Raw genomic sequence first — 22,516 nt, forward strand, 5'->3', positions numbered from 1 at the left:
ATCTAGATTATGCATATTTTACTGATTATACGGGAACATTATTCCATGAATAAAAAAACTCTCTTTGTGCTAACTGCGATTGGTTTTCTTGCCATCGTCTCTATTATTTTCATTCATTTAGGAAGCCCAAAAACCTCTGCCCCTCAATATCATAGGAACGGTGGCAATGACGATTTTCTATGCAACAGAACCGCCGCCGTTCTTTCTGTGGATTTAAAGCAAAGACAACTGCATGTCCGCTTGGATGAAAGCGAAGCAGATGAAATCCTCTCCCCCGATCAGCATAATTGCACTCTTGCCTGCACACAGCCGGGATCTGTCCTGGAAAAGCTTCAACCTGGGGATCGTATTCAATTTTCCTTTTTTTATAATGCAAGGGGCGAGAGTCCTATCCCTCTTCATTCCGTCCAGAAGCTTTTACATGACAGCGGACGAGTGATTCGTATCTCCAACAATAAAACGCTGATCGAAATACAGACTTCAGAAAAAACTATCACTCTTCTATCCTCAAAAGACAATCAAGCTCTGGCAACCATTGAAGCAGGAGACGATGTCAGCTTTGAATACTGGTATTCATTTCATGGAGATGCTGTAGAATCTCTTCTGGCCGTCAAAAAGACCTCTTAAACTTCCGCCCTTCCCCGATCGGCAACAAGGGGCTTTCTCTGTTCCTTCACCTTCCGTATGTTTTTCTCCACCTTGTTTCTGGGCAGCATGAGCAAATGCCCGCAGCCCAGACACTCCATGCGAATATCCGCCCCCACCCGCAGAAGCTTCCAGTCCTTGCTCCCGCAGGGATGGGGCTTTTTCATGGTGACAATGTCACCGACACGCAAATCCATGGGCATACATGCTCTCCTCATCTGTTTTTGTCAGAGCCATTGCTCGTCAAACTCGCGGCTATCTCCATCCCGCGAATCCGCTCAAAGCGCGCGGACCTCGGACGCTTTCGATACCCTGATCTTTCCCAGAATCTCCCCGATGGAGCCGTGGATCACCAGGTCCGCCAGCTCGTCCTGTCCGGTGGCGTCCCGGTTGATCAGCACCAGATGATTCCCTCGATAATAGCGGATGAAACCAGCTGCCGGATATACCGTCAAAGAGGTTCCCCCGATGATGAGAAGGTCCGCCTCCCCGATTGCCTCCAGCGCGCCATTGATCACCGATTGATCCAGGCCCTCCTCGTAGAGGACCACATCCGGCTTGATGATTCCCCCGCAGACAGGGCAGTGAGGGACAGGCTTCTCAGCGTCCCTGTGCGCCAGCAGATATTCTCCGTCGAAGAAATGCCCACAGGACATACAGTGATTCCGGTGAATCGACCCGTGCAGTTCGAATACCTTCCTGCTGCCAGCCCGCTGATGCAGTCCGTCAATGTTCTGAGTGATGACAGCGGACAGCTTGCCAGCAGTCTCCAGCTCCGCCAGCTTTTTGTGGGCGGCGTTTGGCTCGATGACCCCAGACGACCGCTCTCCCCTGGCAGGTGTTCCGATCCGTCCGGACGATTTCGGAACCGCAAGGCCGTCCACAAGCAGCTTATCAAAGTAGAAACGATAGAAGTCCTCCGGCTGACGCATGAAAAAGGAATGACTTAAGATCCTTTCCGGCGGATACTTGTAGTGCTCGTGATAGAGACCGTCCTGACTGCGGAAATCCTTGAGCCCGCTCTCTGTGCTGACTCCTGCCCCCCCGAAAAAGACGATCTTAGAGGCGCCGTCGATCAGCGCCTGCAAGCTCCTGATCTTCTCGTCCAGATTTTGCTCGCTCATACCGCACTCCTTCCCGAGGCTTCCTGATATTTGCTTCTTCAGCCTCCGCTCCGTTCAAGTCTCCTTCAGCAGGGCCGCGTAGACCTCTCTCTTGGAAATCCCCCGATCCCTGGCCACGGCCTTCATGGCCTCCTTCCTGTCCAGTCCCTGATCCAGGTAGATCTGCATATGGCTGTCCAGATCCATCTCCTCCCAGCGAGCCCGGTCCTCAGAATCCGTCTCCTCCCAGGATTTGCCCTCGATGACCAGAACATACTCGCCGCGGGGCTCCCTCTGGCGGTAATAGTCCAGGCTCTGCCCCAGGGTCATCCGCGCTTTCTCCTCGTGCTTCTTGGTCAGCTCCCTGGCAACGGTCAGCTTTCTCTCCGGGCCCAGGGCCTCTGCCAGGTCCGCCAGGGTCTGCCTGAGACGATGCGGAGCCTCATAAATAACCATGGTTCTGGACTCGCTCTTAAGCTCCTCCAGGATTCTCTTCTTTTCCTTCTTATCTCTGGGAAGAAATGCCTCAAAGGCGAAGCGCCTGCAGGGCAGGCCGGAAGAAGTTACTGCCGTGATAACTGCCGCGGGACCGGGGATGGCATAGACCGAAATCCCCGCCTCATAGCACATGCGGGTCAGTTCCTCCCCCGGATCAGAGATCCCGGGCGTCCCCGCGTCCGTGATACAGGCGATGGTCGCGCCCGCGCGCATTTTCCCGATCAGGGCCCTGGCCTTGTCGATCTTGTTGAACTCGTGATAGGCCGTCATGGGAGTGTGGATCTCGAAATGCCGCAAGAGCTTCATGGAATCGCGCGTATCCTCCGCCGCGATCAGGTCCGCCTCTTGTAAGACACGGACCGCCCGGTAGGTCATATCCTCAAGATTTCCGATGGGCGTTGCTACCAGATAGAGACATCCTGCCATTGCTCACTCCTCTGTATCCCCGTCAAAATAGAGCTTCTTCACCTCATCCGTGTATATGCCCTGCCCCCGATAAATCACCAGGGGAGGCTCCGTCTTAAGCCAGCTTCGTCCCCCTCTGACCCCCTCCAGCAGAACCATATTGGGTTCCCGGTCCGCGTAGGGATAAACCAGGCGCATGCGCTTTGGCTCCAGTCCGTAGTCGTGCATCCGTGTCATGATCTCCACCAGGCGAAAGGGCCTGTGGACAAAATAAGAATGGCCGCCGGGCCTCAATAGCCTGGCCGTCTCCCGAACCACATCCTCCAGGGAACAGAGCAGCTCATGCCTGGCAATGGCCATGGGACCCGATGGATTGGTCAGACCATGCTTATTTGTCATATAGGGAGGATTGCAGGTGACCACATCAAAGGAGGCCGGGCCGAAGATCTCGTGAGCCCGCGTCAAATCTCCCTCCACAATCTCAATGCGGTCTTCCAGGCCGTTGAGACGGGCGCTTCGCCGGGCCATATCACAGGAATCCGCCTGAATCTCAAGCGCCTTGTATTCCGCCCCTCCATACCTGGCTTCCATCAGAATCGGAATGACACCGGTGCCGGTTCCAAGGTCCAGAACCCTGTCGCCCTCCTTATTATTGGCAAATGCCGCCAGAAGGACAGCATCCATCCCAAAGCAAAAACGACTGGGGCTCTGAATGATCTGATAGCCCTTTCGATCCAGACTGTCCGCCCGCTCGCCCTCACGCACAAGCTCCTGCTGCCAACGCTCCATCTTACTTCCTGTCTCTATTCTCTCCCCCGCGGCTTCGACTACACTATAGCAAATCCCTCAGCGGCCGCTTTTATCTTACTCTTCGTCTCCGCTCTCCTGCCTGCGCCTGTAGGCGCTCCTGGAATAGCCTCCGTTCGCGCTCGGTCTGTTCGTCCCTCCCGGATCGCGTGACCCCCGCGCGGATTCGTCATATCTCTTTGGACCCGCTCCGCCGGCCCGCTCTCTTTTCTGGCCTCCCCTGTCCGGATAGGCCTTTTCCTGTCCGCCGCGCCGGTCACCGCGGGAATATCCCCCATCGGGATTCTGGTTTCTCCGTCTGCCTGTCCCGGCGCCTTCCCGCATGCGATTGCTCCCCTCGGGGCGATTCCCCCTGCCCCGTCGGCCCTCTTTGGCATGGTTTTCCCGTCTGTCCTGGTCAGAAAAGCTCCTCTGCTCTCTGCTGTCGGATTCCTGCTTCTCCGAGCTCTCCTGCAAAGTTCTTTTTGCCTGTCTGTCTTCTGCCGAACCTCTTCCTGCCTGACCGCGGTTTCCCCTTTGCTCTCGATTCTCCCGTCCCTCTATCCTGTCCCTATCAGCCCGGCTGCCCGGCTTCCTGCGCCCCCTGTGCGCCACAAAGGTCAGCTCCTCCGCCGGATACTCCGCGATGTCTTTCTCATCGGCATTTTCAACGACGACCCTGGCGGTCTGGCGGAGGACATTGATATTCTGAACATAGCCCTCCTGCCCGTCCGGAATCGTGACAATATCGCCGACACGGGGCATCTTGGCATTGAGATACTCGTAGGTATCCTCCTCGTTTTTCAGACAGCACATAAGCCTGCCGCAGAGACCGGAGATCTTGCCGGGATTCAAGGACAGACTCTGCTCCTTGGCCATCTTAATGGAGACCGGAACGAAGTCCGTCAGCCAGGATTTGCAGCAGAGTTCTCTGCCGCAGGGTCCGATCCCTCCCATAATGCGGGTCTCATCGCGGACGCCAATCTGGCGCAGCTCAATTCTGGTGTGAAAGACAGAGGCCAGGTCCCGAACCAGGCTGCGGAAATCCACTCTCTCTTCCGCCGTGAAATAGAAGAGCAGTTTGCTGTTTTCGAAGGTGTATTCCGCGTCTACCAGCTTCATTTCCAGCCCATGCTCACGGATTTTCTTCTTGCAGATAACAAAAGCCTCTTTCTCCTTCTCCCGGTTCTGCTCCTGCCGTGCCAGGTCATCCTCCGTCGCCTTGCGGATGATCTCTCTGACCGGATGCCGGATCTTGTCGTCAGGAATTTGCCGGGGATTCATGCGAATCTCCCCCAGCTCCCTGCCTCTGGCTGTCTCCACTAAGACCTGATCACCGATCTTTAAATCCCGATCACCCGGGGAAAAATAATAGATCTTACCGGTGCCTCGAAAGCGCACACCTGTAATGCTTGCCATATTCTATCTCCGTTCTCCCCGCATGCGCTCCATGAGCTGCTGCAGAATTAAGTCTGTATTCACGTTCGCGGCATCCTTCCTTCGGCAGGATTCGACCCCCTCGAAGATCTCTTCCAAATGCCGGTAAGAAAGCCCGTCTGCCAGGCGTTTGACCTGATAGACCTGATCGGCGAAGATCAGTCTGTCGGCCTGTCCTGTCGCCTTATATAATAGCACATCGCGGTAGAAGACCATGAGCAGGTCCAGATAATCCGTCAGGGGCTCCTTCTTCGCTTCCATCTCACGAATCCAGGCGATCCGGTCCGCATAGGTCATCTCGGAAATGTGCCGGATCAGAGAGAGGACCATCTCCTTGCGATCGGCAAATTCCTGGGACTGGGCCAGAGCAATGGCCTTTCCCATATTTCCCTGGGCGAAGGCCACACTCATATCCGCCTGATAGTCCGGTATCTCGTAGCGCTTCATGAGCTCCCCGCGCACGAGAGCATCCGGCACCGGCTTTGTCTCCAGCAGGATACAGCGGGAGCGAATGGTCGGAAGGAAGGCCTGGGCATTTGTCGTCAGCAGGAGAATAACCGCATAGGAAGGCGGCTCCTCGATCGTCTTCAAGAGAGCATTCTGCGCCTGCTCATTCATCTTCTCCGCCTCATCGACGATATAGACCTTGTAATCGCTGTTGTAGGGCCGGATGACGATGTCGCTGTTGATCTGGCTGCGAATATCATCCACGGAGATGGTAGCCGGCTTCTCATGGGTCAGGTAGATAATATCCGGCTGATTGTGACTCATGGTCTGCCGACAGTGATGGCAGTGTCCGCAGGCGTCCGCCCCCTTCTCCTCGCAGAGCAGGGTCTGCGCGAAGGCCTCCGCCAGCATCCGCTTCCCGGATCCCTCCTCTCCGCTGATGATATAGGCATGAGAGACCTTCTGATTTTGCAGGGCATTCTGTAAATGCCCTTTCAGCTCTTCCTGTCCGATGATGTCCGCAAACCGCATAACTTCCTTCTCTCACTCCCCGCCGCCTGTCCCCGAATAAAAGCGGCGATCTGCCTTTTTGTCTCCTCCAGGTCAAGATTTTCAAAGCGATGACTGATCCCGGCCCGGCGCAATCTCTCCTCCGAGAAATCCTCCTGGTCCGCCAGAAATCGACGGCAGAGCTCCGCGTACCTGGGTTCTTCCTGCTGCCTCTCCCTGGCCAGAGCTCTGGCCAGCCGCTCCCCGTCGTCCAGCCAGACATAGATATCACTGACCGCTTTCTCTCCAAAGTAAGATCGTATCTTATGATAGGCCTCCGGCGTCGTAATCAGAAGATAATCATGGCTGATCAAGTCTATGCTGCCGTCATCTGCGGTGAAATAGCTCCACTCCCCGCACATGGTCTGATAACTGCGCCGCTCAATAACCCTGCCGGCATCGATCAGGTCCTGCATTCCTCTCTGATCAACGAAATGATAGTCGACGCCTTCTCTCTCCCCCTCCCGCATCGGACGCGTGGTGTAGGGAATGACCGGCGTCAAATCAAGCGTCGGATCCTCCAGCAGCTTCTTATAAATACTGTCCTTACCTGAGGCGGACTTGCCCAGAATACAGAAAATCTCAGCCATAATTTCCTTCTACTCTCTCCCTTCGTCTTTCTTCCGCTTCCCCTTAGCCTCCTGCTACGGCTCCATGGCACTTCCTTCCGCAGATCCTCAGCCTCCCTGCCGCGGCTCCATGGCACTCCCTTCCGCAGATCCTCAGCCTCCCTGCTGCGGCTCCGTGGCACTTCCTTCCGCAGAGCCTTAGCCTCCCTGCCGCGGCTCCATGGCACTTCCTCCCGCAAATCCTCAGCCTCCCTGCCGCTTCCTCCTGGCCCTCCTGCTGCTACACTCTAAGGGTGACCGCCTCCTCGGCAGGATTGTAGAAGAATCTCTCATCTCAGGGCTTAGGTTTCCCATCTCTCAAAACCCAAGCTCTTCTCATCTCAAAGCCTAAGCTTTTTCACCTCAGTTCCAAACTTTTTTCTCTCAGGATCCCGGATTTTTCATTTCAGTTCCGAGCTCTCATCTCAGAACCCGGGCTTTTCCCTCTCTCAGGCCCTGCACCTTCAGCCCATCCTTCAGCGCTCTCTTGAGATAGAGGATGACACACTCTGTGATCTCTTCTCCGCTGTGAACCAGTGGGATCCCGGGCGGATAGAGGAGAATGGAGTCCCTGCTGACGCGGCCGGCGCACGCCTTCAGTTCCAGATCCTCCCACTTCTCCTCCAGGGCCTGCCAGGGCTCCAGAAGCTTCCTGCGCGAGCCATAGACAATCCCGTAGTCTATAGCGCCGTCAACTCTGCCAACACTGTCATTTTTCCCGGCGCCATCAACTCCGTCAACACTGTCACTTTTCCCGGCGCCATCAATTCCGTCGGCACTGTCATTTTCCCCGGCGCTGTCATCTTTGCCGGCGCCGTCAACTCTGCCAGCACTGTCACTTTTCCCGGCGCTGTCATCTTTGCCAGCGCCATCAATTCCGTCGGCACTGTCATTTTCCCCGGCGCTGTTATCTTTCCCGCCGCTGTCGACTCTGTCACCTCCTGACTGTTCCCCCCATGTCTTATCCTGCAAATTCTCCGGCATCGCGCCAGTCTCCCTCAAAATTCCATCGATCTCAAGCAGAGCCCTCTGCAGCCGCTGCAGCCCCTCGCTGGTATCCATAAGGGAGGTCATGGCCAGAACATAATCGAAGGATGCCATTTCCAATTCCAGCTGATAGTCCTTCCGCAGCCATTCCATCAGATCCTGCCCCGTGAGATCGGTTCGCGCGCAGGAGATGACGATCTTGCCCGGATCATCCGTCCGCAGAATCTCAAGCGCCCGCAAGCTCTCACAGGCCCTGTAAAAGTCCTTCAGATCGCGGGCATTTGCCTGAAAATAAGCCTCCCCTTCCCGGCGCAGAAAGCGCAGGGCCGCCGCCGCCTGCCCCATGAGAATATAGGAGGGAGACGAGGTCTCCAAATAGTCGATCATATCCGACACCCGCTCCCGGTCAGCCCCTGAGCCGTGCGGCAGGAGCAGGGCCGCCGTCATCGTATAAAAGGGCAGGGTCTTGTGGAGACTGGTCACCAAAAGATCCGCCCCCTGATCCGCCATGGAGGGCGGAAAATAGGGGTGGAAACCGAAATGGGCTCCATGGGCGGCGTCCACCAGAAGCAGGGCTCCGTGGGCGTGCGCGACCCGCGCGATAGCGAACAGGTCTGACACCACCCCCTCATAGCTGGGCGAAGTGATCGCCACAAGCTTGACCTTCCGTCCCACCTCCTCCGCGGCGCGCAAGGCCTCCTGAACGGACGCGGCCTCTATCGGCCCCTGAAGGCCATTCGACAGGGCCCGGGGATAGACATATTCCACGGACAAGCGACCCAGAATCGCCCCGTGGTAGATGCTCTTGTGACAATTTCTCGCCATGAGCAGGCTATCGCCCGGCTTCAAATGGGCCAGAAGGCTGACCAGATTCCCCAGAGTGGATCCCCCCAGCAAAAGGCGGGCTTCCTCCACTCCGTAGAGCTCCGCCAGGTCTCGCTCAATATCCGCGATCATCCCGCTGGCATCGTGAAGATCATCGAAGCCCTCGATCTCTGTGATATCCATCAGATTCGGATCAAGGCTCCGGGGGAAACGGCGTTTGTGGCCCGGCATATGAAAAGGGTAGGCCTGACTCTTTCCATAGGCAAGCAGGGCCTGATCCAGGGCTCTCATCGGCGCCCCCGATACCTGTGCACCCGGTTTTTACGCGCCCTTCTCCTTGCCCTTCTGCGCCTGTTCAGAATCAGGAGGGCAAGCGCCAGGAGGACCAGAATCAGAAGCACTGCCAGAAGGATTGGCGCAATTACGGTTCGAAAGCCCTTGCCGATCCCGTCAGAGAGGCCGCCAAAGAAATTCCCGATTGCCCTTCCAATCCCGGAGGCTCCAGACGCCTTGTCCTTCTGGTCAGGAGTATTTTGAGCCTTTAAGGACTGACTTAGCAGGGATCGGCCTCCCAGGGACAGGGTCAGCTGATAAACCTCCTCTCCCCCCTTGTCCGAATTTCCCGCGTTTCCCGCGCCTGTACCCGCCTGTCCGCTGCTCTGATTCCCAGCGTTCCCCGCGTCTGCGCCCGCCTGTCCGCTGCCCGCATTTGCCGAATCGGTACCCTGTCCGTTTTTCTTCGGCTCAAGCTTAACGGCCAGATCCCGGACAGCGGCATCCTTTGGCAGAAGAAGGGTTCCCTTTGCCTGCCAGGACAGCCCCTGCCTGCCGGACGCTTTGATCGCCTCATCCACCTTGGACTGCAGGGTCTCATCCTCAAGAGAGACCTTGTGGAAATTCGCCAGCCCCCAGTCCATCAGGGCAATCGTGTCCTTGTAGCTGTCATTTCCTTCCGCGCACATGCTCACACAGACCAGCTTCCGGCCATCCCTCTCCACATAGGTGACCAGGGAATGCCTGGCCTCATCGGTATAGCCTGTCTTCCCTCCCTGACAGCCATCATAGAGGAACTTGCTTGTCTTGTTGGCGGAGAGCATGGCATGGGTATTGTTGAGGGGCGTTGGCTCCGCGTGTTTGTTGGTTGGCGGGATCTCATAGCGCCTGGTCCCGACCATCTTGCGAAGGGTCTCGTTCTGATAGGCTTCTCTGGCAATCAGGGCCAGGTCATAGGCGCAGGTATAGTGCTGATCATCGTGCAGGCCGCTGGAATTGACAAAATGCGTATTGACGCAGCCCAGCTCCTTCGCCCGGTCGTTCATGGCCTGAATAAACGTGTTGTAGTCTCCCCCCATATCAGCGCCCACATGCTCCGCGATCGCGTAGGCGCACTCATTGGCAGAGGCAAGCAGCACCCCGTAGAGAGTCTGCTCCATGCTCATCTGTTCCCCCACATCTCTGGCAATGTGGGAGCTGTTGGTCTCGTTCTTGAAAACCGCGTCCGAGGAAAAGGTGACGGTCTCGTCGAGCTTGCTGTGCTCCAGGGCCAGAAGAGCCGTCATCAGCTTGGTCGTCGAGGCCGGATAGCGGGCCGTCTGATCCTCCTTGCCATAAAGGATCTCTCCGCTGTCCAGATCCATGAGGACGGCGGACGCCGACTGAACCTCCGGCTCCTGGGGCCAGGCCGCAGATGCCGCCTTTTCCTCCGCATAAACGCCCTTTGGCAGGGCGAACTGTCCCGCGGCCAAAAGAAGAGCTGCCGTCAAAATCAATATTTTCCTGCTGTATGTCGTCAGTCGATGTAGATTCACTGTCATCCTCCGCATCCCTGCAATGTTACTCCCTGAATCCCTGCGAAATCCATTGCTCCCTGAACCTCCGCAAAATTCATTTTCAGTATAGCGGTCTGCCCTTCGAACTGCCATTCGTCTCTTCGTCTGAACACGCTTTGTTCACAATTTGCCCGATATTTGGTCTTGCATTCCAAATATCTCTCCCATATAATATTCTTTGTCGCTGAGACAGATGGATTCTTATATCCGTTTGCTATGGGTCATTAGCTCAGCTGGCAGAGCACCTGACTCTTAATCAGGGTGTCCAGGGTTCGAACCCCTGATGACCCACTGAAAAGTCCTTATCTTGCAGAGATGGCTGCGGGATGGGGGCTTTCTTTTTATCTCAGTCCCGGCGTCTGTGCAGAAGCATCTTGCAGATCGGGTTCCCTTTAGAGGAAAACTTCTCCTCATACTCCGTCATCACATTGCCAGCACTCATCTTCTCATCCCGGTGCAGGTCGTAGGTCTTCTCCTCGATTTGAAAGGCAGGCGAGACCGCCGCCGTCTCCAGAGAATAATCAAAGAGCTCCCGGTTATCGGTCTTGAATTCAATGCGGCCCTCTTCTGCCAAAATCTGATCATAGCGGACAAGAAAGCCCTCTGATGTCAAACGCCGATTCGCATGTCTGGCCTTGGGCCAGGGATCTGAGAAATTCAGGTAAATGCACTCGACTTCCCCCGGGGCAAAGATATCCGGCAGCTCCCGGGCGTCGATACAGAGAAAACGCAGATTCAAGGGCATTTGTCCCTCCCGCTCCAGGGCCTCCATCTTCTGCAGGGCCCGATAGAGAACGGAGGGATAGCGCTCGATCCCGACATAGTTGATCTCCGGGTGCAGGCGGGCCATATCTATGATAAAGCGGCCCTTTCCCATGCCGATTTCCAGCTCTATGGCCTGTCCGCGCTCAAAGAGCTCCTGCCAATGTCCCTTCTGTTTCTCCGGCTCATGCACCACAAGCTGGCTATGCGCGACGGCCTCATCCGCCGCCGCGATTCTGCGCAATCTCATCTCTTTCCCTCGATCTCTTTTGGCCGCTTATGCCTCTTTCTTACGGCCCGACCTTCCTCTGTCGATTCCGGCTGCCAAAGCGCCAACCGCAAGCGTCAGGATTCCCTCGAAAGCAGATGAATGGCAAAACCGTTGATCTCCTCTGTCAGGTAGATCAGACGCAGAGACCCGTCTTCATCATACTGGGCGGAATCCTGGTCAAAGGAATAGCCCTGTGCCTTTAGCTCCCGGATCGCCTGGTCCATATTTGGTGTATAAAAGCCCAGGTGCCCCTTGGTCCCCCGCCCCTTCTCCTTCATGAATTCTATTCTGTTGCCTGCGCCAAACCATGAGATCGGGGTCTCCTGCCCCTCCTTCATACCGAGTACATCACGGATGAAGCCGCGCATGGCGTCCATCTCCTCCGCGGTCTCCGGATTGATTCCAACATGTACCAATGACAGCGCGATTGTCTTCATTTTCCGCCCCTCCTGGTAAGGCAAATTTTGTGTTCCACGATAAAATCAATTCTGTCCATAGGAATCTGCTCTTTTCTATATCGGAAAGCTCCGGACACAACTCGAGCAGGTTTCACTTGTCCCTTGATCCAATGAAGTAGGGGGCAGCGACAAAGAGGATGCCGCCTATCATATTTCCCAGCGTGACGACCAGGAGGTTGTAGCACCAGCCTCCCAGGCTGACGGCCTGACCGGCCGGATTCAAGAGAGCAGAGGTCAGCAGGGTCATGTTGGCCACACTGTGCTCAAAACCGGTCGTGATAAAGGCGAAGAGGCACCAGAAGCACATGAGGATCCTGGCGCTGTCACTCTTGACCCGAAAGCCGCACCATACCGCCAGACAAACCAGGATATTACAGAGGATTCCGCGGCTTAAGAGGGGAATGAATCCGGCGGACATTTTAGCCAAAGCTCCCTTGACGATAAATGCCGCCACCGCTTCCGTCTGCAGGCCGCTGGCGAAAAAGAGCAGAGCTAAGAGCATCGATCCCGCCAGATTGCCAAGCCAGCATACGACCCAGAGCTTGATTGTATCCGCCAGACTGACCTTACCTTCCATCACGCCCGAGGACATCACCATGGTATTCCCGGTAAAGAGCTCTCCGCCCGCTATTACTACCAGGCTCAAGGCAACTCCGAAGGAAAGTCCCATCACAAGCTTCGTGGCCGGGTTCCCGTTTAAAAGACCTCCGATGGTAAAGATGAGCAGGATTCCAAAGCCGATATAAGCGCCTGCCAGCATGGACAAGAGAAAGTAACCCAGAGGATTCTTCTTTAATAAACTCAGCTTAACTGTCGCGGCATTGGCCATCGCCGCAAATTCTTCCTTATACATATGCGTTCCTCTTTCCTCAGGCTAATTTCAATCAGACTATTTTTTTCAGGCTAGTTTTCATCAGGCTAATGTGCACCCTGTGCATCTTTCCCTGATTACGGGCACCGTCTTCTCCTCCAAATAAGCGATCAGTCGCGCTTGTGTCTTTTTATCGTAGGCGGACCGGTTTGCCACAACTTCCCTTCCCTTTTCATTATACAGGAATCCCGGATATCCGTCCTCTGTCGCCAAAATCGGACCAGATTTAGCATACCCACAAAACCTAGATTTATCGCAGGTGAGTTCCTCCTTATTGCCCCTCTTGTTTTACCTCGTTCCGTCAGTATTTACACTCTCCGTGAAATATCCCACTGGCTGAAGCAGCTGGAATGATTTTACCAGATAAGCATATGCCAATAGATCCACATTGCGGATATACCCAATCTTTTTAGCCCCTTTCATTGTCAGCCTGTCCTGACTGTATTGTCCCGGATCAGTAACCCTTGTGTATTCCTCTTGTCCTGTCAGAATGCATGCTGCCAGATACATCACCTCACAGGCCATCATCCCTGCATTTTCTCCATTGATCCTTCCCCGGAAAATATGCCCTTGTATAGAGTTGATGCCGTCAATGAAACCCTGATAATCATCCGATCGAATTCCACCACGCCCCATAATACATAGACAGCTATCAATCGTGTCCAGCAAAACCTCCTCAACAGAGCTACTCAATCTGCGGTATCCCATTTCGACCTGCGCGACATGGCGATACACATCGGCGACCGTTTGGAAGTCATCCGTTTCTCCGCTGAGTGTCCAACAATCAAACATCTGCTTGATGATCTCAAGTTCCTTATCTTTCCCAAAAGGTATTCCTATCGTATGTAGTGCAAATGCCGTCAACTTATCGCCAAGGATACCGTTTTTGTCTGGCACCGTTACAATCATGTCCCTTCCCTCACTCAACAGCAAGTGGTTACGAATTGGCCTTTCTATCGTCCTCTTGTAAGGATTATGCTCAAACAGCACATCCAGCAGAATATGGATCTCCTTACCTGTCCGTGGTGATTGAAACAGAAAACGAAAATGACGTTTCTCAATGTTATTGCTTCCCTTTCGGACATGCTCCTCCACACTCAAGAAAGGAAATATCTTAGCTGCTTTCGCAATATAGTTATCTATATCTGTGCCAGGTTCAACGATGATATCAATATCTGTGCTTAATCTCCGAGGCTCATCTAAAAGAATAAGAAGAGCTGTGCCTCCCTTAAAAACAAAAGGCAGATTAACTGTCCGAATCGCCTCCAGAAGACCAAATGCAAATATTGTCCGTTCCCTCTCTCATTCAAGCTCCGCCATAATCTGTTTAATCTCCGCAGCCCTGTTCCTTCTTCTTGCGTAACGGAGTATCTTTGGTCTTTCAACTCTATAGGTCTTCATTGCCTGTTCCACAACAGACGCATATTCTGCCACACTGTATGTACTGCGAATCAACTTATCGCAGTATATATCTACCAGCATTTTTTCCATCGTGATGATATGAGGGTGATTCGCAGACCGCGGTGCCTCTGATACAATGTCTGTTACAATGATGCAATTTGAAGCCCAATACAGATTAAAATTTTTCTTCGAAGGCTTATACATGACATTCATGTATCCGGCTTCCTGCAGAAGCCGAAACACAAAGACACTTGTATCCTTTTCAAGCTGAATAAATATTGTATTCTGGGCGACCAAATGATTTAGGAACTCATTTAAAAGAACTGTTTCAAAAATCGTAAATTTTATATATGGGAACTTCACAGTCACTTTATTCAGAAGCTCATTCGAAAGATCCGAATAGACAGGCTGATATTCCGGTAACACATCCCCTTCCTTAACCATATATTCGCCAAAGCCAGTTCGGGTGATTCCGCCAGATTTCAACATGCCGCCAACCGCCCACTGATAAGAACCGTTATTTAACGACGGCTTAGCTTCCCTGAGCATAGAGACCAGTTGCTGTCGACTATACTTCACTTTCGGCTCCATATTTTGCGTTGTCTTGTCATACCAGGGCATTGATCTCACCTCCTGTCAGTAAATACTTCGACAGATTTTACGCTGAGATCTATTATAAAGTGGAATACATCCTCAATCAACATATCCTGGCACTTTTTTCATTTTTTGCCAAAATATATTCCAAGAACGTGTCGTCGGCCTTTTGGCTTTTATCATCTTCAAGGCGGCGGTGATACAGGCAAATCCGGGTATGGCTTCCCCCTGGATGATGGCAATCACAAGCGATCCCAGTCCGGAGAAAATACCCTTGAGCACGACGATCTCACAGGTGCTTTTTGAGGAGATCCTGCTTTGTCAAAGGAAGGGTGCTCTCCCGCTCCTTCCTGTGAAACAGAGACAAAATGCCTGTGCCGATCCCGGCTCCAAGGTACAAGAGCGCAGCTATCTCTGGTCCTCCAAAAATTCGATTGGCTCCGCAGTCTTTCGCCCACATTGTAGCATGGACATGGACCGAAGCTGGGATAAAAAGAGGTATTGCTTTCGCAGCTTTTCTGTCGGCTTGTCGTCTGAAATTATCTGTTGACAATGATGTTAGGTTGTACTAATATTGTTATCGAGGATATCCTCGATAAAAGAGGAGGAAAATTTGTCTGGGAAAAGACTATCAAAAGACGCGAGGGAAAAACAAATTCAAAACGCGGCAAAAGAAATTTTTTTGAAAAAGGGTTTTTTCAATACAACAATGGATGATGTCATTCTGTGCTCAGGCATGTCGGTCGGAGGGGTTTATCACTATTATAAAAATATATATGAGATTTTTTATGACATCATGTCCCGGGGGCTTGACTATGGCGAGGAGAGAAGCCTTTTAAAGACAGGAGGAAAGCATACTTTAGAGACCTTTGTGGTCTATATGCTGGATAAAATTTTTGACAACAACGAGTACAAAGATTTATTCACCATCCTTCTGGAGGGAATCGCAAGAGATCAAAAGCTGTTGGAAATATACAAAAAACTCAACATTAAGTATATTGACATACTGCATCGGGCCTTTAAAGACAGCGACATCCCGAATGATGTATTAGAGGATCCGTTTTTAATATTCTTCACGCACTCCTTGTTGATGGGCTACACCTCGTTTGGACCTTTAGGGGGAAAAGAAGCCTTTCAAAAGAACAGAGCTATCGTAAAAAGTATGATTTTACTCTATTTAAATGAATCTCAAGGGAGGAAAGACAAATGAAATTAAAAGACGTTATTATTGTCAGCTTACTTGGAGTTGTGGGTTTTGTAATTAGTATGATCTCAGGAGTGATCACGCAGGCCTTTGGAACATATGGCGTTTTTGTACATGTCTCCATCGGAAGCTTGTTATGCGCTCCCGTCTATTTTGTCATGTGCCATAAAATTCCCAGAAGAGGAACGGTTTTTATTTACTATCTGTTAGCGGGGATTATCTATTCCATTATGGGATTCATTCCCATGCTTCCAATTATGGCTGCAGCCGGCCTTTTTGGAGAATTATGCATCGGCAGCAGGAACAACTATACAAGCGATGGCAGGATCAGTCTCTCCTATGTAATCTCTCAGGTGATTTACGCTCTTCACGGTTTTTTCTTCATTCTCTTCTTAGGCGTAGAGGGATTGGCAAAAACCTTCCCGAATTTATTTACGGCGGAAAAGGCCCAGATGGTAAAGGATACCTTCTTCAACGCAAAGAATATGGCAATCATATTGGCTGTGGAAATCATTGCGGCTGTTTTGGGAACACTGCTCGGCAAATATATTTACAATAAATTTTTTAACCGGGATATCAAAAAAGAAGGAATTCTGTCTTGAGCTTTACAGATCACACCAAAGAAAACCCAGGCATCAAACCACTTTCAATCGGCATTCTCATGATGATTTATACAGGCATTGTGTTCTTCAGCACAATGCCTGTATATTGGATGATGCTGATTTTCAGTTTTGGATTGCTCATTCTCTTGAAAAGGAAAAAAGCAATCTCCCTGTTCTTATTTTATATTGCTCTCTTCGGACTGATTTTACTCATTTCAGGCCAACCCGCGATTTCAGGATGGATCGGATCGATCTATACCATGGGCCTTATTATTCTTAAGCTATTCCCTCTATGGATTTTAGCGGCTATCCTATCCGGCTTTCGCACATCGACAATCATATATTCCTTAAGGCGCCTTCATCTGCCGTATTCATTATGCATTGGGGTGGCTGTTTTTTTCCGTTTTATCCCAGAATACCGAGCCTATTTATCAGAAATAAAGGAGGGCTTAAAGGTCAGAAACATGGGCTTACATCTTTTAAGACCCATTCACAGTGTGGAAATTTATTTGGTTCCCCTGATTTACAAGGCCTTTGAAACAGGGGAGCTTCTATCCTGCGCTCTGATTACAAAGGGAATTGAATATGATTGTAAAAAAACCTCTTATGAAGATCTTTCTTTCGGCTGGATAGACTACGGCATTATCTTCGTCGGATTTGTGTTTTTGGGGATTACGATATGGCAAAAAGTATAAAAGTTGATATCGAGAAATTTTCATACGGCGAAAAGACGATTTTACAGGATATCCATTTTTCTGTAGAAAAAGGAGAATTCATCGTTATTACTGGCCTGTCAGGCTGTGGGAAAACCAGCTTACTGCGATTGTTAAACGGCCTGATTCCAAACCTGTACGACGGAGAGGTCAGCGGAACAATAAAGATATTGGATAGGTCGCTTTCTGACTATAAGAAAGGAGAAATCGCGAAATATGTCGGCAATGTCTTTCAAAATCCCAACGATCAATTTTTTTCGAGGGAAGTGGAAAATGAAGTGGCCCTTATTGGCGAGAATATGGGAATGGCGCGCCCGCTGCTGCGCGAAAGGGTGCGAGATGCCTTACAGGAGCTCAATATTACCGATTTAAAAGACAAAAATGTGAGGGAGCTCTCCGGAGGGCAAAAGCAAAAAGTAGCGATTGCTTCAACCCTTGTATTTGACAGTGAGATTATTTTTTTCGATGAGCCCTCGGCAAATCTTGACTATAAAGCAACAAATGACCTCGAAAAAATCTTAAAGCATTTGAAAGAGCAAGGTAAAACTGTAATTATCGCAGAACATAGATTGTCCTATTTGAGCCGCCTGTTGGACCGCCTGATCCTTTTGAAGGATGGCAAGCTCCGGGCGATTTTTACAGTTGAAGAGCTGACAGCTGATGTTGAACGAGAAAATAATCTGCGTTCTTTTCATCAACAGGATTTAAAAGCGACGATGGAGGCCCCTAATAATGATCCGATGATTCACATTGAAGACGTTTCTGTCTCTAATCACGAATACTGTTTGAAGGAGCCTGTTAATTTCACCTTAAACCAGGGGGAATGCATGGCGTTAATCGGTGAAAACGGGATCGGTAAGACAAGTCTTGCAAAAGAGCTGACAGGGCTGATTCCAATGCGAAAGGGGAATACATCCTATGGACAATCTGCTAGAAGCAGGTTATCTCATGTGGCAATCAGCCTGCAAAATTGCAGCAACATGTTTTTTTGCGAAACGGTTGAAAAGGAATTAATTCCGAGGGATAAAAGCAGAGATCAAAGGTATTTGGCAGAGGTCAAAAAATATCTGATTGAAATGGAACTATGGGATAAAAGGCTCTTGAACCCCCATGACTTATCAGGCGGCGAAAAACAGAGATTGGCTCTTCTTATCGCTCTGCTTAAAGATTCTGAATTTGTTATTTTGGACGAGCCCACGACCGGACTGGATTATCGCAGGATGACGCTTGTCGCAAACGCTATCAAAGAAAAAATCAAGAGCACCCCTGTCATGCTCATAACTCACGATATTGAACTTATGTTTCAGACCTGCAACACTGCCTATCTGCTTTCTAAAAATGGAAACAAAAAGATAGATGTCCCGGGGAATGAACGTATAATATTAGATTTCCTGGAGCAAAATACATTTTGAGACTTCCCAGAAGTCATTCCCTCGCATATAGTCGTATGAAGCATCCGTCATAAAACGTATGCTATTTTCTCTTGCCTTTTGATAAAAGTCCGGTTCCGATGTTTTGAACGTCTTCAAGCCTATTGTCTTCCTCCTCAGAATCTGACAACAGTCCATGCAGCAAAATGATACTCCAGGAATCGAAATCCGACAGAATAACCTCTGCTTCTGGTATATCAATCTCCATACAGGCAAACCGTTCGCCTTTCCAGCCGTTTCCCCATCGTTCCCTGCGAAGATCAGGTTTCTTACGCTCTCCCTCCCACATATACCAAGCCCAGACAGGATAGGAAACGCCTTCCGGCGGATTTCCGATCCGTGTTTTCATCTCCTGTGCCAACCAGTCATATTGCTCCTGACAATCATTCAGCATGGACTTTGTAAAATTGCAGTGATATACCCCCGTCTCCTGTATGAGTTCATATACTTCTACCGGCTGAATTGTCCACAAAACCACTGCCATACCTCCGGCATCATTATTCCAGTGCCTTCCTCGCCATCTCTTTATATTCCTTCACCACCAGATCAAGCCATCACTTTAACTTTTATCCAAACTTAGTCATCCTTATTTTTCTTTGTTTCTGATTTCTCCTACAAGTTCATACACCGTCGTACAGGGACACATCTTCGACGGAAGCCCATATCCATCCTTAAGATACTGATCAAATTTTCTCTGTGCCATAAGTAACGCCTTCTCCTCATCCCCATTTTCAGTAAGCCGACGGTATATATCGTTAGCCGTCTTGGAATACTTCTGCCCGACTCGCTTCTCATAAATATCGTCTTTTCCGTCAGACGCTTCGGAAGGTACTTTCTCTACACGAAAATCCTTGATCGTTTCGTTGAATGACGAGAAATATTTCACAACATTCGCACGAACTTCCGGATCATCAACAAAGCCTCCGCAAATATTCCATTATTATAAATAAAAGCGGAAGTCCATGAATTATCTTCAATGACTTCCGCATGATTTTCTGGCGTCCACGATGTGATTCGAACACACGACCTACCGCTTAGGAGGCGGTCGCTCTATCCAGCTGAGCTACGCGGACTTATGAAATTAGAACTTATCTTTACTTCATCAGATAAGAACTAGTCGATTATACCACAATTTTCTCTTCATAGGACAATATCTTTTTCAAAACAAGACAGGAACATCGTCCAAAACATCGTGGACGCTCAAGCAAGGCTCACGGCCAAGAATCATTTCCTGCTCTTGCGAAACTGAAGCTTCCAGCCCACAATCCATCCCAGGACAAGCAGATAATTTTCAATCGCACCGACTCCATTAACCAAACTTCTCTGATCAAGAAAGTGAACAAGGTGATTTGTTCCTATCCCAATTCCACCGACAATAAGAGCCAGAAGAACCGTTTTTAAAAAGTAAGCGTCATATTTAAGATTTACAGCGATCAGGATAATCATCACTGCGATATCCCAAACGGCTATTTCTCTCTGCCATCCGTAAGAGACACGATAAGCTGAATGACTTGCCATATCATCAGGAAAAAACAGTTGCAGTACAACCGCCCCCGACATTGCAGCTATGGCAAAGACAAACATGACTCTCAAAAACTTATTCATGCGCTTTTTTCACCTTCTTTGCCCAGCGCCTTATGAAGCGCCTCTGCCTCCTCTTTCCCCAAAGTTGTAATGGATCGGCCGTCAATGATCTCCTTAATATAGGAATAGCAGCCTTCGTGGCTGTGCACCACATTTATGATAAACCCGTTGTCCTCTCTAGTCAGCATTGCCAGGGAGAAACTGAGCTTGCCTCCCATCTGATCCAGGGCATTGTACTTGATCAGGCCGTATTTCTGGAATGTGACGGCAGCCTTGTCCGAGAGATTCTTGATATTGCGCTCATTGGCGGCATTAGCCTCGACCAGCTCATCCGCCTGGTCCATGCGAAAGACAAGGCTTTCTTCCAGGGATTTTGCATTCTTTCCCCTCATAAAAACATCATACTTCTTCTGTAGCTTATGGATCTTAACCAGACTGACCAGAACCAGAATTAAAAGAACCAGAGCCAAAAAAATTAGGCCCATCACAACAAAGGGATTGACGAAATACTCTAACATATATAACCTCAGCATTCTCACTGGAAATCCCCTCTGCATACCATGCGAGGGGACAATACTTATAGAAACAGAAATTCGAAAAACATGGAGCTGCTGTTGATGCCTGTCACTGCTTCCGGAGTTGGATCAAATCCATAATTCTCTGCAGTTCATCCTGAGAGTAATATTCTATCTCCAGCTTGCCCTTCTGATGATCCCTGGGGCAAATCCGTACCTTAGTTCCCAGAGCGCTTTTCAGATTTTCCTCCATCGTCTGATAGACCGCCATCATTTGTTCCGTCAGCGCTTTCTGCGTCTCAGACTTTCTTGAAACCGGCTTCTGCAGACGGCGAACCTCTCTCTCTACATCGCGGACAGACATCTTCTGATCGAATGCCTTTTGTGCCAGATCAAATTGCAGATCCTTATTGCCCAGTCCCAGAATCGCTCTTGCATGCCCGGTCGAGATCATCTCATCAATGACCATTTGCTGTACCCTGGGATCCAGTTTGAGCAGGCGCATGGAATTGGTGACTGCTGTTCTGCTCTTGGAGACTCGCTCAGCCACCTGATCTTGTTTCAGATGAAACTCATCCAACAATCTCTTGTATGCCTCTGCTTCCTCAATCGGGTTCAGATCTTCACGCTGAATGTTCTCGATGAGCGCGATTTCTACAATTTCCTGTTCTGAAAGATTCCGAATAATAACCGGAACTTCCTTCAGGCCGGCAATCTTGGCAGCTCTCCAGCGCCTCTCTCCGGCAATGATTTCATAGTAATCGTCTCTCTCCTGGACGAGCAGAGGGGAAAGCACGCCGAACTGACGGATGGACTCCGCCAGCTCTTCTAATGAATCCTCATTAAACCGTTTCCTCGGTTGTTCTCGGTTCGGCTCCACCTTTTGAATATTGACAAGCTCTACTCCTTCTCCCGCCTGATTCTCTTTAGCCTTTCTGTTTGCGGCAGTTTTCGTCAGCTTCTCACTCTCAAGGTCGCTCTCTTGCTTTCGACCGCTGCGCTTTTTGACTGCACTGGGTTTGTTTGCCGCCTTACCGCCTGTCCGACTTGTCAGCTTTCCCTCAGCAACTGTCTTATTTGGGATTAAAGAGTCCAGGCCTCTTCCAAGACCACTTTTTTTTGCAGCCATCTAGATGTCCCTCCTCTCAATGACCTCCCTGGCCAGATTCCGGTATGATTCTGCTCCGGATGAACGACTGTCGTAGAGATGAATCGGCAGGCCGTGTGACGGCGCCTCCGCCAGGCGAACATTCCTGGGAATAATCGTGTTATATACTTTTGTATTGAGATTTTCGCGAACAGAGGCCACTACATCTGCTGACAGATTTGTTCTGGCGTCGTACATAGTGAACACCACCCCATCGATGGTCAGATCCGGGTTCAGCCGTTCCTGCACCAATTCAACCGTATGAATCAGCTGACTGATTCCCTCCAGGGCATAATATTCACACTGAATGGGAACGAGTACGCTGTCCGCCGTAGTCATGGCATTTACGGTCAGTATATTGAGGGAAGGCGGACAATCAATCAAGATATAGTCATAATCGTCCCTGATGTAATCTACCGTATTGCTGAGTATGTATTCCTTATCCTCGACTTCGAGCAGTTCAACTTCGGCTCCTGCCAGATTTACATTTGAAGGAAGTACGGTGAGATTTTCCACTCCATCCACAGCCTGCATTGCCTGTCGAATTCCGCACTCATCAAGCAGTACTTCATAAATCGAATTCTCCAGATGATCCTTGTCAATTCCAAGTCCGCTTGTCGCATTCCCCTGTGGGTCGCAATCAATCAGAAGAATTTTCTTCCCTGCTTCCGCCAGGCAAGCCGCCAGATTAATCGCGGTTGTCGTTTTTCCGACGCCTCCCTTTTGGTTGGCAATCGCAATAATTCTGCCCATACAATCCCCTCGTCTTTCTCTGTATGTTTCACGTGAAACATATGTCTATTCTACAGCGAAGTTCTTTCCTACGAAAGTACAATATAATAATC

Annotated in this window: 24 protein-coding genes, 2 tRNA genes and 1 pseudogene; 6 read left to right on the forward strand and 21 right to left on the reverse strand. The window is 50.6% G+C overall.

Going from position 1 to position 22,516, the window contains the following annotated elements:
* The first annotated feature begins 45 nt into the window (after positions 1-45).
* On the forward strand, positions 46-627 hold the full coding sequence (locus GCWU000342_RS06535; protein ID WP_156784488.1) for a hypothetical protein: 582 nt from the start codon (positions 46-48) through the stop codon (positions 625-627).
* Here GCWU000342_RS06535 and GCWU000342_RS06540 read toward each other — a convergent pair.
* The 9 genes and pseudogenes from GCWU000342_RS06540 to GCWU000342_RS09970 all read right to left on the reverse strand — a co-directional run bounded on the left by GCWU000342_RS06540 (position 624) and on the right by GCWU000342_RS09970 (position 10,104).
* Positions 624-848 carry a DUF951 domain-containing protein gene (locus GCWU000342_RS06540; RefSeq protein WP_006906561.1) on the reverse strand — a complete coding sequence of 75 codons (225 nt, stop codon included), beginning with the start codon at positions 846-848 and terminating at the stop codon, positions 624-626. The two genes, GCWU000342_RS06535 and GCWU000342_RS06540, sit on opposite strands and share 4 nt — an antisense overlap.
* 75 nt (positions 849-923) lie before the next feature.
* Positions 924-1,754, reverse strand: a complete 831-nt coding sequence (locus GCWU000342_RS06545) for an SIR2 family NAD-dependent protein deacylase (protein WP_278081608.1) — start codon at positions 1,752-1,754, stop codon at positions 924-926.
* 69 nt (positions 1,755-1,823) lie between these two features.
* Positions 1,824-2,672, reverse strand: a complete 849-nt coding sequence (rsmI, locus tag GCWU000342_RS06550) for a 16S rRNA (cytidine(1402)-2'-O)-methyltransferase (protein ID WP_006906563.1) — start codon at positions 2,670-2,672, stop codon at positions 1,824-1,826.
* A gap of 3 nt (positions 2,673-2,675) precedes the next feature.
* Positions 2,676-3,440, reverse strand: a complete 765-nt coding sequence (locus GCWU000342_RS06555; protein ID WP_006906564.1) for a tRNA1(Val) (adenine(37)-N6)-methyltransferase — start codon at positions 3,438-3,440, stop codon at positions 2,676-2,678.
* A 492-nt stretch (positions 3,441-3,932) separates the two neighbouring features.
* Positions 3,933-4,856: pseudogene (locus GCWU000342_RS10990) on the reverse strand (PSP1 domain-containing protein); the annotation flags it as partial.
* Between the two features lie 3 nt (positions 4,857-4,859).
* Complete coding sequence (holB, locus tag GCWU000342_RS06565) at positions 4,860-5,852, reverse strand: DNA polymerase III subunit delta' (RefSeq protein ID WP_006906566.1); 993 nt, start codon at positions 5,850-5,852, stop codon at positions 4,860-4,862.
* Positions 5,816-6,460, reverse strand: a complete 645-nt coding sequence (locus GCWU000342_RS06570; protein ID WP_006906567.1) for a nucleoside/nucleotide kinase family protein — start codon at positions 6,458-6,460, stop codon at positions 5,816-5,818. Before GCWU000342_RS06570 ends, holB begins: the two co-directional genes overlap by 37 nt.
* 438 nt (positions 6,461-6,898) lie before the next feature.
* Positions 6,899-8,581, reverse strand: coding sequence for an aminotransferase class I/II-fold pyridoxal phosphate-dependent enzyme (locus GCWU000342_RS06575; protein WP_006906570.1), 1,683 nt, complete (start codon positions 8,579-8,581; stop codon positions 6,899-6,901).
* Positions 8,578-10,104, reverse strand: coding sequence for a D-alanyl-D-alanine carboxypeptidase family protein (locus tag GCWU000342_RS09970; protein WP_006906571.1), 1,527 nt, complete (start codon positions 10,102-10,104; stop codon positions 8,578-8,580). The genes GCWU000342_RS06575 and GCWU000342_RS09970 overlap by 4 nt, the downstream gene beginning before the upstream one ends.
* A 233-nt stretch (positions 10,105-10,337) precedes the next feature.
* Here GCWU000342_RS09970 and GCWU000342_RS06590 point away from each other — a divergent pair.
* Positions 10,338-10,410: transfer RNA gene (locus GCWU000342_RS06590), tRNA-Lys, on the forward strand.
* Between the two features lie 55 nt (positions 10,411-10,465).
* Here the strand turns inward: GCWU000342_RS06590 and trmB are convergent.
* From trmB to GCWU000342_RS10915, 6 genes are all read right to left on the reverse strand, one after another.
* Positions 10,466-11,131: a tRNA (guanosine(46)-N7)-methyltransferase TrmB gene (gene trmB, locus GCWU000342_RS06595; RefSeq protein WP_006906573.1), complete on the reverse strand. Its 666-nt coding sequence runs from the start codon at positions 11,129-11,131 to the stop codon at positions 10,466-10,468.
* Positions 11,132-11,226: 95 nt separating this feature from the next.
* Positions 11,227-11,589, reverse strand: coding sequence for a VOC family protein (locus tag GCWU000342_RS06600; RefSeq protein ID WP_006906575.1), 363 nt, complete (start codon positions 11,587-11,589; stop codon positions 11,227-11,229).
* A 112-nt stretch (positions 11,590-11,701) separates the two neighbouring features.
* A complete protein-coding gene (locus GCWU000342_RS06605) occupies positions 11,702-12,463 on the reverse strand; it encodes a formate/nitrite transporter family protein (protein WP_006906577.1) in 762 nt (253 codons plus the stop codon).
* A gap of 306 nt (positions 12,464-12,769) precedes the next feature.
* On the reverse strand, positions 12,770-13,768 hold the full coding sequence (locus tag GCWU000342_RS10500) for a nucleotidyl transferase AbiEii/AbiGii toxin family protein (protein ID WP_156784489.1): 999 nt from the start codon (positions 13,766-13,768) through the stop codon (positions 12,770-12,772).
* A 15-nt stretch (positions 13,769-13,783) separates the two neighbouring features.
* Entirely contained in the window at positions 13,784-14,503 is a 720-nt protein-coding gene (locus GCWU000342_RS10505; RefSeq protein WP_006906580.1) for a DUF6577 family protein, read from the reverse strand.
* Positions 14,504-14,575: 72 nt separating this feature from the next.
* Positions 14,576-14,758, reverse strand: a complete 183-nt coding sequence (locus tag GCWU000342_RS10915) for a hypothetical protein (RefSeq protein ID WP_006906581.1) — start codon at positions 14,756-14,758, stop codon at positions 14,576-14,578.
* Between the two features lie 331 nt (positions 14,759-15,089).
* Between GCWU000342_RS10915 and GCWU000342_RS06625 the strand changes: the two genes are divergently transcribed.
* From GCWU000342_RS06625 to GCWU000342_RS06640, 4 genes are read left to right on the forward strand one after another with little or no spacing between them, the layout of a single operon-like run.
* A complete protein-coding gene (locus tag GCWU000342_RS06625) occupies positions 15,090-15,686 on the forward strand; it encodes a TetR/AcrR family transcriptional regulator (RefSeq protein WP_156784490.1) in 597 nt (198 codons plus the stop codon).
* Positions 15,683-16,282, forward strand: coding sequence for an MptD family putative ECF transporter S component (locus GCWU000342_RS06630; protein WP_006906585.1), 600 nt, complete (start codon positions 15,683-15,685; stop codon positions 16,280-16,282). Before GCWU000342_RS06625 ends, GCWU000342_RS06630 begins: the two co-directional genes overlap by 4 nt.
* Positions 16,279-16,977: an energy-coupling factor transporter transmembrane component T family protein gene (locus tag GCWU000342_RS06635; protein ID WP_006906586.1), complete on the forward strand. Its 699-nt coding sequence runs from the start codon at positions 16,279-16,281 to the stop codon at positions 16,975-16,977. Before GCWU000342_RS06630 ends, GCWU000342_RS06635 begins: the two co-directional genes overlap by 4 nt.
* Complete coding sequence (locus tag GCWU000342_RS06640; RefSeq protein ID WP_006906587.1) at positions 16,962-18,407, forward strand: ABC transporter ATP-binding protein; 1,446 nt, start codon at positions 16,962-16,964, stop codon at positions 18,405-18,407. Before GCWU000342_RS06635 ends, GCWU000342_RS06640 begins: the two co-directional genes overlap by 16 nt.
* 61 nt (positions 18,408-18,468) lie before the next feature.
* Here the strand turns inward: GCWU000342_RS06640 and GCWU000342_RS06645 are convergent, their stop codons facing one another.
* The 6 genes from GCWU000342_RS06645 to GCWU000342_RS06675 all read right to left on the reverse strand — a co-directional run bounded on the left by GCWU000342_RS06645 (position 18,469) and on the right by GCWU000342_RS06675 (position 22,424).
* Positions 18,469-18,909, reverse strand: a complete 441-nt coding sequence (locus tag GCWU000342_RS06645) for a DUF3841 domain-containing protein (protein WP_006906588.1) — start codon at positions 18,907-18,909, stop codon at positions 18,469-18,471.
* A gap of 512 nt (positions 18,910-19,421) precedes the next feature.
* Positions 19,422-19,498 (reverse strand) — tRNA-Arg (locus tag GCWU000342_RS06655).
* A 151-nt stretch (positions 19,499-19,649) separates the two neighbouring features.
* On the reverse strand, positions 19,650-20,030 hold the full coding sequence (locus tag GCWU000342_RS06660) for a hypothetical protein (RefSeq protein WP_006906590.1): 381 nt from the start codon (positions 20,028-20,030) through the stop codon (positions 19,650-19,652).
* Complete coding sequence (locus GCWU000342_RS06665) at positions 20,027-20,527, reverse strand: DUF4446 family protein (protein ID WP_242649980.1); 501 nt, start codon at positions 20,525-20,527, stop codon at positions 20,027-20,029. Before GCWU000342_RS06665 ends, GCWU000342_RS06660 begins: the two co-directional genes overlap by 4 nt.
* 106 nt (positions 20,528-20,633) lie before the next feature.
* Complete coding sequence (locus GCWU000342_RS06670; protein ID WP_006906592.1) at positions 20,634-21,653, reverse strand: ParB/RepB/Spo0J family partition protein; 1,020 nt, start codon at positions 21,651-21,653, stop codon at positions 20,634-20,636.
* Entirely contained in the window at positions 21,654-22,424 is a 771-nt protein-coding gene (locus tag GCWU000342_RS06675) for a ParA family protein (protein WP_006906593.1), read from the reverse strand.
* Positions 22,425-22,516: the final 92 nt, after the last annotated feature.

It is taken from the genome of Shuttleworthella satelles DSM 14600, assembly GCF_000160115.1.
In the GTDB taxonomy this organism is placed as follows: domain Bacteria; phylum Bacillota; class Clostridia; order Lachnospirales; family Lachnospiraceae; genus Shuttleworthia; species Shuttleworthia satelles.

Excerpts from the sequence above, each read along its gene's own strand:
- rsmI (WP_006906563.1), bottom strand. The coding sequence starts at position 2,672 with ATGGCAGGATGTCTCTATCTGGTAGCAACGCCCATCGGAAATCTTGAG.
- GCWU000342_RS06540 (WP_006906561.1), bottom strand. The coding sequence starts at position 848 with ATGCCCATGGATTTGCGTGTCGGTGACATTGTCACCATGAAAAAGCCC.
- GCWU000342_RS06600 (WP_006906575.1), bottom strand. The coding sequence starts at position 11,589 with ATGAAGACAATCGCGCTGTCATTGGTACATGTTGGAATCAATCCGGAG.
- trmB (WP_006906573.1), bottom strand. The coding sequence starts at position 11,131 with ATGAGATTGCGCAGAATCGCGGCGGCGGATGAGGCCGTCGCGCATAGC.
- GCWU000342_RS06640 (WP_006906587.1), top strand. The coding sequence starts at position 16,962 with ATGGCAAAAAGTATAAAAGTTGATATCGAGAAATTTTCATACGGCGAA.
- GCWU000342_RS06605 (WP_006906577.1), bottom strand. The coding sequence starts at position 12,463 with ATGTATAAGGAAGAATTTGCGGCGATGGCCAATGCCGCGACAGTTAAG.
- GCWU000342_RS06575 (WP_006906570.1), bottom strand. The coding sequence starts at position 8,581 with ATGAGAGCCCTGGATCAGGCCCTGCTTGCCTATGGAAAGAGTCAGGCC.
- GCWU000342_RS06660 (WP_006906590.1), bottom strand. The coding sequence starts at position 20,030 with ATGAATAAGTTTTTGAGAGTCATGTTTGTCTTTGCCATAGCTGCAATG.
- GCWU000342_RS06645 (WP_006906588.1), bottom strand. The coding sequence starts at position 18,909 with ATGGCAGTGGTTTTGTGGACAATTCAGCCGGTAGAAGTATATGAACTC.
- GCWU000342_RS09970 (WP_006906571.1), bottom strand. The coding sequence starts at position 10,104 with ATGACAGTGAATCTACATCGACTGACGACATACAGCAGGAAAATATTG.
- GCWU000342_RS06570 (WP_006906567.1), bottom strand. The coding sequence starts at position 6,460 with ATGGCTGAGATTTTCTGTATTCTGGGCAAGTCCGCCTCAGGTAAGGAC.
- GCWU000342_RS06535 (WP_156784488.1), top strand. The coding sequence starts at position 46 with ATGAATAAAAAAACTCTCTTTGTGCTAACTGCGATTGGTTTTCTTGCC.
- GCWU000342_RS06670 (WP_006906592.1), bottom strand. The coding sequence starts at position 21,653 with ATGGCTGCAAAAAAAAGTGGTCTTGGAAGAGGCCTGGACTCTTTAATC.
- GCWU000342_RS06665 (WP_242649980.1), bottom strand. The coding sequence starts at position 20,527 with ATGTTAGAGTATTTCGTCAATCCCTTTGTTGTGATGGGCCTAATTTTT.
- holB (WP_006906566.1), bottom strand. The coding sequence starts at position 5,852 with ATGCGGTTTGCGGACATCATCGGACAGGAAGAGCTGAAAGGGCATTTA.
- GCWU000342_RS06675 (WP_006906593.1), bottom strand. The coding sequence starts at position 22,424 with ATGGGCAGAATTATTGCGATTGCCAACCAAAAGGGAGGCGTCGGAAAA.
- GCWU000342_RS06630 (WP_006906585.1), top strand. The coding sequence starts at position 15,683 with ATGAAATTAAAAGACGTTATTATTGTCAGCTTACTTGGAGTTGTGGGT.
- GCWU000342_RS10505 (WP_006906580.1), bottom strand. The coding sequence starts at position 14,503 with ATGCCCTGGTATGACAAGACAACGCAAAATATGGAGCCGAAAGTGAAG.
- GCWU000342_RS06555 (WP_006906564.1), bottom strand. The coding sequence starts at position 3,440 with ATGGAGCGTTGGCAGCAGGAGCTTGTGCGTGAGGGCGAGCGGGCGGAC.